Origin of the sequence: Mycolicibacterium lutetiense (assembly GCF_017876775.1) — a bacterium.
GTDB lineage: Bacteria > Actinomycetota > Actinomycetes > Mycobacteriales > Mycobacteriaceae > Mycobacterium > Mycobacterium lutetiense.
Window position 1 is genome coordinate 22,463 of record NZ_JAGIOP010000003.1, and the last position, 13,197, is coordinate 35,659.

Genomic DNA, 13,197 nt, shown 5'->3' on the forward strand with positions numbered 1-13,197 from the left:
CCGAGCGCGTACAGACTGTCCTTCTTGGTGCGGCCGATCGAGTGCCAGCAACACCAGACACGATCCCGGCGGCACGAACTGATTGCTACCGATCTTCTACCGGTTGTAGTGGCGATCGGCGAGGGGCAGAGCTCGCGGGTCGAAGCGATCAGAGACAACCCATCTCATCTAGGGTTCGTCTTTCCTCGTACTGCGCGTGACGCGCGTTGTTGGACAACGCGGTCCCAGATGGTGAGGAAGTCGGTCCAGTCGGGGATGTGGACACGGGTTCCTGGACCACCGCGAGCGAGAATGTGGGCTTCCTCGCGGTTTTGGGGGAGGAAGTCTTGCCAGTCGATTTGGGGTCCGAATACTGATGATTGCCCGCGGCTGCCCCCGTGGGGTTCGTAGGCTTCGGTGCGGCGCGTGGCCAGTCCCAGCCAGTCGGATCCCTCTTCGAGGATGTACTTTTCGTGCGAGCCATACATGATGAGGGTGCCGGGGAACATCTTGCGCAATGCTTGGGCGGTTGAGGCTCCGAACACGACCTCGAAGTGCTCCGACGCCTGCACCGTGGCCATGATGTTCACACCTAGACCTGCTGATTCTCCGACGTAGTTGAGCAGCGACGGTAGCGGGCAGGAGTTGCACACTTCGTCGAGTTCGAGCAGGAGTCGGTGGGTGAGCTGATCGGTGTCGGACTTCTTGCGGAAGTGCTGGATGATCGAGTCGATCAAGGCGACAGCGGCGCCGGCCACGGTTCCGGAGTTAGGTGCGATGACGAACAGGCTGGCGTTGGGATCCTCGAGCATGGACATGTCGAATGAGTCGATGCTCATGTGTTCGACGATTTGTGGCCCGTTTGCGGTGGTGTCGCGGTTGTTGGCCAGGCCGAGCCGAACCCACGGTGTGATGGCCTTTTTCATGGTGATGGTGACGCTGTCGCGCAACCTGGAGTCCATAGCGACCAGCTCCATGAGCGGTTCCCGTAGGTCGCTGTAGGGGCATAGAGCGAAAGCATTTGTCCAGGACGGATATTCGACTTCGCCGACGTGGGTTTCGGACTCCTCATCGTCTCCTCGGCTGGCTACCGCGCGTAGGACCCAGGGCATTCCGAGGTTGTTGCCCTTTGGGCTGGCGGCGTAGAGCAGGCAGGCCAAGGGCGCTGCAGCGCTGGTTTCCCAGAGTCCGCCTGCGGCGACGGTCTGGCCGCTGGCAGCGCCTCCGAAACCGACGCCGGAGGTGGCCAGCATGGTTTCGGCGACTGTGAGTGCGTCGTCGCCGGTTTCGATGGATCGGGTGGGGTCGGTGACGAGTTGACGCACGTTGGCCGGCCAGACCACGGCTTTGGTTGGTCTCAGGTCAATCACCCCGACTGGTCCCATGTAGCGCCTGGACATGACCAGTTGAGCGAGGTCAGGCTTGCTGGACACCCCGACGTACGGGCCGGGATGTATGACAGCTGCCGGCGAAAGAATCCTGCGAGTCTTTCCCGTTCGCGTTGGAGCCGATATAAGCAGGTGCGGGGCACTTTCCGCCATGAATGGCTGGTTGGTCGTCTCGTCGTACTGCAAACCGCAGTAGGGGGTGTAGATGCGGTGTTCAGAGACGCGGTTCTCAGTCATATCCCGATCTTTGGCTGTTGCGGGTGTTTCTCGCTAACGCCCGCGGCTACTTTGTGAGCAGCAGCCAGTTTCGCGGCGGATGTCGAAGGGCGTTTCGCCGCGTGGCCCTGAGGTGAGCCCCCTGTAGTGGTCCAGTCGTTGTGGGACTCTGTTGCCCGAGTGTTCGGGCAGGAAGAATCACCAACGACATGGCATCGAATAAGCGCCGGCGGCACACGCCGGATCAGATCATCCGCAAGCTGGCCGAGGGCAACAAGCTTCTGGGGACCGGGCAGGAGCTGGCCGAGGTGTGCCGGCATCTGGAGGTCACCGAGTCCACGTGGCATCGCTGGGTGGCCCAGTACGGCGGCATGAAGGCCAACGACGCCAAACGGCTCAAGGAACTCGAGGCCGAGAACGCTCGGCTCAAGAAGCTGGTCGCCAACCAGGCCCTCGACATCGACATGCTCAAGGAAATCTCCTCGGGAAACTTCTGACCCCGAACCGCAAACGCCGCGCAGCTGCAATGCTGCGCGAGCGGTTCGGGGTATCGGAGCGTCGCGCCTGTGCGGTGGTCGGCATTCACCGCTCGACGATGCGCCTGCAACCAGCACCGGTCACCACCGAGGAAGCCGAGTTGCGGGCCTGGCTGCGTCGGTTCTCCACCGATCGGCCGCGCTGGGGCTGGCGGCGAGCAGCGAAGATGGCCCGCCGGGCGGGCTGGGAGGTCAACAACAAGCGGATCCGTCGGCTCTGGCGCGAGGAGGGCCTGCGGGTGCCGCAACGTCGCCGCAAGAAGCGGTTGACGGGCATCGGTGTCGCCGTCGGTGCGATGTCGCCGATCCGGCCGAACGTGATCTGGGCGATGGACTTTCAGTTCGACACCACAGCCGATGGCCGCACCATCAAGATGCTCAACGTCATCGACGAGTTCACTCGTGAAGCGCTCGCGATCGAAGTCGATCGCAGCATCGACGCCGACGGCGTCGTCGAGGTGTTGGATCGCCTCGCGCTCATCCACGGGGCGCCGCACTACGTGCGTTTCGACAACGGGCCAGAGTTCGTGGCCCACGCCGTCAGTGATTGGTGCCGATTCAACAGTGCCGGTTCACTTTTCATTGATCCCGGATCGCCTTGGCAGAACGCCTGGGTCGAATCGTTCAACGGCCGTTTGCGTGACGAGTTACTCAACCTCTGGCGCTTCGACTCGCTGCTGGAAGCCCGGGTAATCATTGAGGACTGGCGCCGAGACTACAACGCCAACCGACCCCACTCTGCCCACGGCGAGCTCACCCCAGCCGAGTTTGCCCTACAGTGGGCCACGACCCATCAACCGAAAGTCGCATAGCGACTGGACCACCAAACGGGTCCCGCTCAGCCCCGCATCTGCGAGCCACCATGATCGCTACGCCATGAGCATCAGACCGAATCGGCGGTATATGAACGCGCCCGAACACGATCCGCGTTCTGCAACCCAGGCTGCGCACGAGCTCGCAATGTCCGACTGGAACACAAATGCTGTGCGACGGGAACCGACAGAATGTGCGCAGCGAGCGTCTAACCGACTATTGACTATCGACTATGGACAAACGAGAAGCGCTGAGAACCGCAGACCGAAGTGCCGATCTTGATGGATCAAACGTGGCGGCTGCGATTAATCTTGTTCGTTGGGAACTATCGATGGTGATGGACCAATGGCAGCTTTTTCATCGATTTCAGGTAGTAATGAGCCCACGGATCAGCGCAGCGTTCTTCAGGTCGGCGCGGAACTGCTCGAGCGCTGAAACCGTATAGAGCCCGTCGATCTCGTTCGTTGCCCACAGGTTATGGATCCGCCGTAGGTCGGCCTGGCGGGCTTTCCAGCCGATCCCGTCGACCACCGCCATGATGTACTGCGACGGCTTTCGGACCGCGGCCATCTTCGCGATTTCTTCATATGCCGCCGTGAGTTTGCTTCCGGTCGAGTCAAAGCCTTTGGCGGCCACGACGATCGCGGCGTCCTCTGTGTTGGGTATGACGAGGTCGCCCGGACCGGTCTGCCTGCCGCGTCCGCGAAACCGTGTTCTCGGGACATAGGGCAAGCCGAGGTCTTGGGCAACCCGTTCGATCATGTCCTCGATACTGCGTCCCGCGTCGCTTGCCCGAGTGGCGGTTACGCGAGTTCCTGCGCGCGCTATGAGAACATCAGCCAGGCCGTACTGTGCGTTGACTTGCTTCGCCACCATTTGGACGAGGTCGAACCGGTCATCGAGAAACGTGATCAGGTCAGCCGGACTCTGTCGGGCCAACGTGATGAATCCAGAGGTGTTCAGTCCGTCACGTAGAGCCATGGAGAGCTTCTCTTTGCCGAGCCCCACGATCAGGCCGAATACGTATACCCAGTGCGGATGTGAATTCGCCCACTGCGCCAGCGATGACTTGGTGACTGGCGCGACGGTGGACAAACTAGCGACCGCGTCCCGAATCTCCTGGGTGTCCTGGGTAGGTTCAGTGGGATCGACGTGCGGCGTGAGCGTTCGTAATGCACCGAGGTAGTCAGCGAAGGAGACGGGTGCGGTCACTCGTCTCGCCCAATGAACAGGTACTCGCTGACATCTCGCCGTGTCGCTGCAGCATGCGTTCCGAAGCTGTACTTGTGGTCAATGGCGATTGCCTCTACGCAAGGTTTGACCTTGCCCAGCAAATCTACGATGCGAGCTGAATCCGGGATCGCGTTCGACGAGTACGACAGCACGATCGTTCCCGCGTCCTGGAAATGTTCGAACGTGCGACTCAGCGCGTCCTCGATCGTGCGCTTATAGGCGAACGGTGTGAACCGCTTCTCCAGCTTCTTGGTCCTTGTGTGCTCCATGATGGTGACCCCGCGCCAGTACACGCTCAGCCCCTCCAAGAAGTGGTAGCGCTTGATGTAGTCATTATCGTCGCTGGGCGGCGCGTACGGTGGATCAAGATAAACCAAATCGGGTGTTGTGTCAGGGATTTCGAATACATCGCCGCAACGCACTTTGCTGCGGAGGCCGTTGCTGAACACCACCTTGTTGTAGTCGGCGGCTCGCTCACGGAAGTGCTCACTCAGGCTCATCTGGAGATCGCGCCGACCGTCGGCGTAGCGGGTCGAGTCAGTGAACGTGAACACCCCGCGTGGCTGTTTGCGTGCCGCAGATAGCACCAGCGCCGCAATCGCCAGATCCCGCCGGTAGCCAGTCAGCTGATCGATATGTGACCAAGCCGAGTCCAGGAACTTGCGGTCGGCCGCAGTGAAGTAGAGCCCGTCGAACTGCGACTGGATGAAATCACGGTCGTCAGCGGGCGGGCCGCAAATGGTGTCAATCAGGTCCTGCTCCAGCTGCACCGTGGAGTTCGCCACCGCGGCGCGGGCAATCACCGTCGGGAACGTGAGAAAGTCGTTTGAGGTGACCTGGTAGCCCTGAGCCTTGAGCAAGTAGGAAACCACCCCGGAACCGCAAAACGCGTCCACGGCTGTCGAGCCACCAACCTCGGCAAAGACTCGCTCCAGGTGCGGTAGGAGCCGGTACTTCGATCCCATATACCGAATTCGGGGGAACTTCTGCGCCCGTGCCAAGATCGCCGCTGACGATGACTCCCACACCACGTCGACAGGGTCCCACATTGGATACGTCGGCCCCGGAAGGGGGCCCGGCGTGCCGCAACTCGAAGTCCGGGCTTTCGCAGCGGAGGTGACGGACACCAGCCGTAGAGTGCCGGTCGTGGGAACCGTGCAATTGAATCAGATCCGCAACAAGGTGCTCTCTACCTGCGGCACGCTCGTCGACGTTTCGGACGTCCCGCTCGATCAGCAGGACACAGCTCGGCTGACCCGGGGGTTGGCGGCCTGGGCGCTCACCCAGGTAGCCGGGGTCACCGACACCGAGGCGGCGGCGGCGATCACTGACGGATTTGACGACAATGGTGTCGACGCCGTCCTGGTGGCTAATAACAGCGGCAACACGGTGGTCTATCTCGTCCAAAGCAAATGGAAGCAAGACGGGAAGGGGTCGCCGGCGGTTGGCGACGTCCACAAATTCGTCAAAGGTCTGCAGGACATCATCAACGTGAAGTTCGACCGCTTCAACGAGAAAGTCCGAGCCAAACAGGCGGAGATCGAAGGCGCGCTCTCATGCGCAGAGGTCAAGTTGGTCCTCATCCTCGCCCATTCTGGAATAGATCCCTTGTCTGACAACGCGAAACGTCCCATTGAGGACGTCATGGAAGAGATCAACGACGCTTCCGACACGATCTCCTTCCAGATGGTTACCCAGCGCGAGTTGCACAGTTTTCTCACGCGTGAGGTTCGGGGAGTGAAGCCAGATCTGGACGTCACTGTCTATGACTGGGGATCGGTCACTGAGCCCTACACCGCTTTCTACGGTCAAGTTGAGGCGGTCGACATCGCCGAATGGTTCACAGAGCACGGCTCAAGTCTGTTCGCGGAGAACCTCCGGCTCTACCTTGGCCACCAGTCCGATGTAAACGCCTCGATCATCGAGACCCTCGCAGCCCATCCCGAGCAGTTCTGGTACCTCAACAACGGCATCACCGTGCTCTGTGAGAGCGTCGCGCGGGGCGCCATCAACAGCACTAGCAAGAAGGTCGGAAAGTTCGCGTTTCGGGGCGTTTCGGTAGTGAACGGTGCGCAGACAGTCGGTTGCATCGGCAAAGCCGTCCGCGATCACGCCGAAGCGGTCGCAGACGCTCGTGTCCTTGTTCGCTTCATCTCGCTCGAACACTGCCCGGAACACTTCGGCTCTGAGGTCACCCGCGGGACAAACACTCAAAACCGAGTGGAGCGACGTGATTTCGTCGCACTCGATCCCGAGCAGACACGTTTCGCGGAAGAACTCGCGATAGACAATGTTCGCTACGCGATCAGGAGCGGAGAAACCGTACCTGCGTCAGCGACCGGTTTCACAGTGATCGAGGCGACGATCGCCATGGCGTGTGCGCACCCTACCCATGAGCTCGCCGTTCAAGCCAAGCGCGAGATCGGTCGACTTTGGGTTGGTGCCGAAGATCAGAACCCGACCTCGCAGTATCGACAGTTGTTCCACAGTGGACTTCACGGCTCAGACCTATGGCGTGCGGTGCAGGGGCTTCGGGCTGTCGAGGCGGCGCTCGCCGAAGAACAAGCCAAGCGGGAAGGACGCGATAGACTGATTGGCGCGCAAGGCAATCGCTTGATCGCATATCAAGTGTTCCAGCGGCTGAAGCCGGGGTGGATGACGAACCCGGCAGTTGATATCGCCGCGACCTTGACCGAAATCCCGGATCTCGTCGGCCCGGTATATGCGGCGACAATCGAGGCCGTGAATACACGCTTTCAGAGCAACTACGTGGCGAGCCTGTTCAAGAACGCGTCCCGCTGTGGAGACGTGGTTCGCCACGTGAAGGACACGATGTGACGCTTTAGCGGCACTCTTCCCATCATTTGCCATGGTGTGCGTCTGGTGGGTGGCGAGAACCGTGGCTGTGTCGGTCAACCGATGTCGTGTCCGAGACCGGTTGCTGGGGTGGCTGCACGGTGTTGTGCCCGCGCCCAGGTTCGCGCCAGGTGTGCGTCGTGGGCGCGTTTATGCGTCTGGCGCAAGCTCTTTCGGGTTTCCAGGGCCTCTCTGATCGAATGCGGAATAGCGTCGGGGTGAAGTCGTGCGGCTTGGTCGAGCACAGGTTGTAGGTCGGGTGCCTGTGGTGAGGCGGGGCTGAGGTTGTCTGCAGGTGCGCCGTGGCCTGCGGTGGTTGTCCATGGCAGGTCGGTGCGCAGCAGATGAAGCAGTGCGGCCGATGGTTGCGGTGGCCAGCTTGGGGTGTGAGTGTCCAGCAGCACGATGCGGGCTTGGTTGTGGGCAGCGTGGGTGGCGAGGGCCGCGAGCTGGGCGGGGTCGGCGGCGGCCGCGTTGTCGACAATGAGGATGTCGCCGCTTTCGGGTTGCCATTGTCCGTCGAGGAGTTGTTGGTGTAGGTCTGCGACCGTGGTGGCGGGGGTGGTTTGTGCAGGGTCGTCGGTGCAGGTGTAGATGCGGCGGTCTGCTTGTTCAGCTGCGGTGTGCCAGTCGTGCAGCGCGTCGGCAAGTTCGTTGGATGGTTGCGTTGAGATGACGCTGACGGTGAACGGCAGTTGGGCGACGTTGAGAAGGCTTGCCGTCTCGCGGGTTTGGTGCGTGGGATCGATGGTCAGTGGTAGGGCGGGGTGCGCGGTGCCCGCAGCGTGAAGGATCGCCAGTTCGGCGTCCAGGGCGGCGTGTTGGTTGAGTACGTGGTCGATGGGCAGGGTGTCGGCGGCGGCGTAGGCGGCTGCGGCGGCGAGTTCGGCGCGATCGAGGTCGCGGCGTAGCTCGTGGCAGCGGCGACGGGCCTGGAGTTGGGCTGCCCAATCGGCGGCGGAGGCTTCGGCGATCACTTTGTCGGCGTGGGCGTGAGTGATGATGTTGTCGGCGCCGCCGACCGCCGCGGCGCGGGCTTGGTTGGCGGCGCTCAGGGCGGGGTAGAAGCGTTCTGCGGGGGACATTGAGGGCAGGGTCATGCGCCGTAGGTTGAGGTCGGCCCTTGCTGAGGCAATGTCGAGGGGGTCGGCGTCGGGTTGTGCCCGCAGTAGGTCGAGTTGTGTTTGTGCCCATTGCACTTGGGCTTGGGCTTGCTCGTAAGCGATGTCAGCGTCGGCCCATTGATCGATGACCTCCTGGACGGCGTGGAAGTAGGGCAGGTCGGCGTCGGCGGCTTCGCGCATGGTCGTGATCTGGGGGCCGGCTGCGCGCAGGTGGGGTCCGTTGAGTGTTTCGGCGTCTTTGACGAGTTGTTCGTAGGTGGTGAGTTCGTTGAACAGTGCGGTGCGCAACGCGGCGATGTTGAGAAGTGCGGCCGGAAGCGGCGGCGGCGGTACCCGGTGGGTGGCGAGGTCGTCGAATTCAAGGGCGCCGAGTTCTTCAGCGGGGCTGGGTGGTTCGGGCTCGTCATCGTGTGGCGGCTCGTGGACGGGAAGGTAATCAGCATCGAGCGTGTGGTCGGGGTGTGTCTGGTCGAGTTGGTCGTCGGTGACGGTGTCGGCGAGGTGATCGGGGTCGTGGTGGAAGAGTTCTTCTTCCTCCTCCACCGACAGGGGCGCGTGCTCGGGGAGGGGTGCGTCGTGATGGGTATGGGTGGTCGGATCGCCGTGGGTGAGCATGTCGATGGTGTGGGCGATCAGGCGGGCGTAGCGATCGGGCGTGATGGTTTGACCGTGGTCGGCGGCGTCGGCGAGCGCTTCGTCGGCCACCTCGAGCAGTTGGTGGGGTTGCCAGGCCGGGTCGGCGGCGGCGACCGCGGCCACCACGGCGGGCCAGGCCGGGTCGGTGGTGATGGTCTCGGTGACGGCGGTGCCGAAGATGCGGTTGAGGTCGCCGGTCCATGCTGGGCGCAGGTGGCTGTCCGGGGTGTCGAGGGTGGCGGTGTGGCTGAGCTGGCCTGAGAGGCGCCACCACAGGGCGGCGGCGGGTAGTTCGTCTGGCAGTGGCCGTAGCGCGGCGGCTTGGCGCACCAGTTCGGGGAGGTCGGGGCGGCTGGGTGCGGCCGCGGCCAGGTGATCGGCCAGTTGCGGCCAGAAGCTGTCGTTGCGCAGGCGTGGATCGATGGAGTCGATCAGTTCGCCGTATTGGCGTATTGCGGGGACGCGCGCGGTGAGTACCTCGTTGGCGCGTTGTTGCAGGGACCGTTGGATGCGGCGGGGCTGGTTGGCTGGTTGGTCGACGCCGAGCAGGCGGGTGTCTTGTTCAGGGACGCGGAATGCGGCGCGGAATACCGCGATGTCGCAGAGCAGGTCACGGTCGGCGTGCAGCAGGGGGCGTGCCCACAACGGTGCGGTTGCCGGTGTCCACGCGCGGGCGGTGGCGCTGATGTGGTCGGCCAGCTCGGTGGTGAGTGCGGCGCGGGCCGGCAGGTAGTCGGCCCACTCGCTCATGGTGAGCAGGGCTCGGGGGATGGCGGGCAACCAGGGCAGTGGCCCGGTGCCGGCGCTGTGTTTGTTGGTGGTGTCTAGGCGCCAGTCCAGCACCGCGGCAGCGTCGTTGGCGGTGGCCAGTTCGCGGCGGGTGGCGGCAGCCTCCAGGCGCGCGATGGGGTCCTGGCCATTGGCGGCGATGATCGCCAAGTGTTTGCGCAGGGTGGGCCAGGCGGGTTGGTCGGTCAGGCCGGCGTAGATGGTGTCGGCGTGGGTGTCGATCAGGGCCATGACTTCGGCCCCGGCGTAGATTTCGGCGGCGGCGCCGACGGCGTCTTGGTACATCTCGGTGACCGGGGCCAGGCGTGCGAACGGGTCGGCGGCCACACGCTCGGCGGTCGTGGCCGAGATCTGGGCGCCGTCGCGGGCCAGGATCTTGGTGAGCACATCCACCGCGGTGTCGGGATGGGTGGCTTTGGGCGCGAGGATGCGATGGGGATCGGCTTCGGCGGTGGACAGATAGACGTGGTTTTGTACGCGGCCGCGGGTGAGCGCGACGTAGAGCAGTTGGCGGGTGAGGTGTTCGGCGCCGACGACGTGGCAGCTGTGGCCGGCGGTGAGTCCTTGGGCGGAGTCGATGGTGGTGGCGTAGCCGAGGGTGACCTGTTGGGAGACGTAGTCGGCGGGCAGGGTGAGGGTGCGGTTGGTGCCCAGATGGCTCACGCGCAGCGCCCCATCGGGGTGGACTTCGAGGATTTCGTAGCGGTAGCCGTTGCGGACGTAGTCGGTGGGGCTCAGGGGCAGCCAGCGGGCGTTTTCGCGGGTGCGGATGATGTCGCCGACTGAGGCGGCGAGGTGATCGGACAGGATGGCTTCCGGGCCGATGCGGTAGCGCGGGTTTTCGGCGAAAGCCGCTGAGATTCGGGCGGTTCGGGCGCGGGCGTTGAGGTCATCGACGATGGGGTTGGTCGGCGCGAGCAGCAGGCTGTCGAGGCCGGCGCGGGTGTCGGCCAGCCAGGCATCGAACGCCATTTCAGCTGAGGTGTGTTCGGCTCCGACGTGCACACGGTGCTCATCGATGTAGAAGCCGATACCGGAGGGGTCTCCGGCGCGCAGGGCTAGCGAGGCTGCGCCTTCCTCGGGGGCGACGAAGCGCACCAGCTGCGAGAGGGTGAGGGCGCCGAACTTGTGGGCGAGGTCGCGCAGGACACCGCCGGCCGAGATCGAGGCGATCTGCCCGTCATCGCCGACCAGCCGCACGCTGGCACCTTTGGCGATCGCGTGGGCGATGACGGTGTCCAGTTGCAGTGTTCCGGCTTTGCCGGCCTCGTCGATGATGAGCAGGGTCGATTCATCGACCTGGTCGAACCACTGCGGCACAACGGAGTTGGACGGGTTGTCGATGAGGTTGATGTACTTGTCGAGGGTGTCGGTGGGGGCGGCCAGATCGCCACCGAGTTCGATGGCGGCGGTTGCTTGCGAGGCTAGGCCGAGCACGTTGCCGCCGCTGCTGCGCCAGGCTTGTGACAGTGCGGCCATGGCGGTGGTTTTGCCTGCTCCGGCTGGGGCCAGGGCGAGTGCGACCCGGCGGCCGCTGGTGGCCATTTCGGTGACCAGGGCGACCTGTCCGGGGTTGAGTTTTTTGCCGCGGGCCGCGGAGTCGGCCAGGGCCAGCTCGACGTCGTCGGTGCCCACGACACGGCCGGTGCGCAGGGTCGCGGTGTGCAGGATGCGGCGTTCGGCGGCCACGATGGCCGCGCTGGTGAACAGGTCGGTGCCGTTGCGGGTGTAGATGCTCGATCCGTCGCGCCGACGCAACGCGTTCGGTTCGCCTCGCTCCCCGTCGTTGATGCGGGCGCGGGGCAGCGAAACGGGTTCATCGAGCGCGGCGGCAGTGATTTTTTCGGCCAGGTCCGCTGCGCCGACATTTCCGGTGGCGCGCACGATGCGTTGCGCTTCGGCCAGCACGTGGTGGCGCTGCCAGGTGGCGCGTGATTCGGAGATGGTGGCGATGGCTTTGGCGGCGTGTTCGGCGATCCATTGTGGTGTGGGCGCGGCGCGGCGATGGGTCCGGGTGGCGGACAGTGTTGCGCCGAGCATCCGGCTCAATGCCCGCCTGCTGCCGAGGATTTCGACGGCTTCGGCCAGCCAGGTCTGGCGCTGCTCTGCCAGCGAGCGCGGCTCATGTTTGGCTTCACGGGATTCCAGGGTCGCCTGCTGAGCCAGCGCAATGGATTCGACGTTGGTGGGCTCACGGCCGTGATCAGCTTGGAACTGCTTGGCCAGCTCGGCGGTGCGCGATTCGATGGCAGCTCGACGCGAAGACCACCGCGCCATCAATTCCGTGCTGACGCCGATGACTTCGCGGATCGGGCGCTTGTTACGGCCCGGCGGTGTGACCTCAGCGAAATCGAAGCCCGAGGCGCTCCTCCAAATGCGCCTCGAGTCGCGTGTTGTACAGCTCTGAAGTGCTCACCAGCACGCGGTGCAGAGGTTGGCCGTCAAGCGCCAGCCAGCGCTGAATACCGTTGGCGTCGACGTGTGCGACCTTGTTCGAAATCGCCACGTGGGTGTGCAGATCCGGGTCCCCCGCGCGCGAATCCCGGTGTGTGAAGGCGGTGCCGATCAAGCCGGTCGTGTCGACCTGTGCGATGCCTCGTGCACCGGTGCGGGTGAACGCGGCATTGGCTTCCAAAAACGCCAGAGAGTCAGCGACCGCGGCGTCATGGCACTGCTCAATCACGTCGGCCACGTCCATCGGTGCCACGGCCCACAACGTGGACACCGATTTCACCGGGGAGAAGGTGACGTCGTACCCGGCGACAGCGGTAGTGCGCTGGCGGGTATTGCGCGCGATGAAGCCCGACAGTTCACGATCATCGGAAACTTCGCGTCCGAACTCGTCGAGAAATTTCTGTCGCGCCACCGTAGTCCGGATACGGGCACGAATGTCGTCGTCGATCGCCGCGTTCCACACCTTGCCCGCCGCGGCGTTGTGCTCCCGGTAGGCCACCGCCAGCGCCTGCTGGAATTCGGTTTCGCCGCTGCGAATCGTGAACGGCTTGCCCAGGCGGGCGGCGTGCATCGCCACGTGCGCGGGCGCGCCCGCTACTAGGTAATGGTTGGTGATCGCATTGGCGTTGGGGTGCAATCCTTCTCCGAACAGCGCCATCATCTGGTCCTCGGTGACCTCGGAGCCGGCCGCGACGGTCCAGACCTCATCGGTGATGTGCGAAGGCACCCCGCTGGCCTGGCTGTGCGACAAGGCCTCCAGGCCTGAACCCACCCAGCGGCCGGGGGATTCACCTTTGGCGCTGTAGTACTCCGAGAGAGTGTCGCGGCCGCGCTCGGTGGCGTCGTGGGCGGCGACCTGGCGGATCAGATAGGTGTAGCCATCACCGGCGGTCAACTTGTGCAGGGTGGCGGTCATAACGCGCACGCTAGAAACTTGACGCGCGTCAATTCTAACGGCCAACCACGCTTCGTTACCGAATCGTGATCCTCAGTGCAAGAGGTGTGTGGCTTTTGGTGGGTGGCTGGTAGGTCGGTGTCGGGGGGTGCTTGAGGGCGCGATGGGAGGGGATGGATGGGTGCGATGGGTGCGGCACGGTGGTGCAGGTGAGGATCGGTGTACTCAAAAGGGACAGGGCATGAGAAGAATGTTGAGGACAAATATGGTTTGAGCGT

7 protein-coding genes are annotated in these 13,197 nt (G+C 63.8%); 2 read left to right on the forward strand and 5 right to left on the reverse strand.

Features of this window, described 5'->3' with window-relative positions; translation table 11 throughout:
• Positions 1 to 164 precede the first annotated feature (164 nt).
• The gene (locus tag JOF57_RS30355; protein WP_234939124.1) at positions 165 to 1,604 is read right to left on the reverse strand and encodes a type IV secretory system conjugative DNA transfer family protein; all 1,440 of its coding nucleotides are present in this window, start codon (positions 1,602 to 1,604) and stop codon (positions 165 to 167) included.
• 188 nt (positions 1,605 to 1,792) lie between these two features.
• Here JOF57_RS30355 and JOF57_RS30360 point away from each other — a divergent pair.
• Positions 1,793 to 2,931, forward strand: a protein-coding gene (locus JOF57_RS30360; RefSeq protein WP_209923866.1) for an IS3 family transposase whose coding sequence is annotated in 2 segments (ribosomal slippage) — positions 1,793 to 2,066 and positions 2,066 to 2,931 — 1,140 coding nt in all. Because the reading frame shifts where the segments join, the coding sequence is not laid out codon by codon here.
• A gap of 367 nt (positions 2,932 to 3,298) precedes the next feature.
• On the opposite strand, the gene JOF57_RS30365 is transcribed toward JOF57_RS30360, so the two are convergent.
• Positions 3,299 to 4,144, reverse strand: coding sequence for a hypothetical protein (locus JOF57_RS30365; RefSeq protein WP_209923867.1), 846 nt, complete (start codon positions 4,142 to 4,144; stop codon positions 3,299 to 3,301).
• Positions 4,141 to 5,214 carry a DNA adenine methylase gene (locus tag JOF57_RS30370; RefSeq protein WP_234939137.1) on the reverse strand — a complete coding sequence of 358 codons (1,074 nt, stop codon included), beginning with the start codon at positions 5,212 to 5,214 and terminating at the stop codon, positions 4,141 to 4,143. The genes JOF57_RS30365 and JOF57_RS30370 overlap by 4 nt, the downstream gene beginning before the upstream one ends.
• A 97-nt stretch (positions 5,215 to 5,311) precedes the next feature.
• Here JOF57_RS30370 and JOF57_RS30375 point away from each other — a divergent pair, with 97 nt between their 5' ends.
• On the forward strand, positions 5,312 to 7,003 hold the full coding sequence (locus JOF57_RS30375; RefSeq protein ID WP_209923869.1) for an AIPR family protein: 1,692 nt from the start codon (positions 5,312 to 5,314) through the stop codon (positions 7,001 to 7,003).
• Positions 7,004 to 7,077: 74 nt separating this feature from the next.
• Here JOF57_RS30375 and JOF57_RS30380 read toward each other — a convergent pair whose 3' ends face one another.
• Entirely contained in the window at positions 7,078 to 11,946 is a 4,869-nt protein-coding gene (locus JOF57_RS30380; RefSeq protein WP_307870149.1) for an AAA family ATPase, read from the reverse strand.
• Positions 11,912 to 12,940: a MobF family relaxase gene (mobF, locus tag JOF57_RS31140; protein ID WP_234939126.1), complete on the reverse strand. Its 1,029-nt coding sequence runs from the start codon at positions 12,938 to 12,940 to the stop codon at positions 11,912 to 11,914. The genes JOF57_RS30380 and mobF overlap by 35 nt, the downstream gene beginning before the upstream one ends.
• Positions 12,941 to 13,197: the final 257 nt, after the last annotated feature.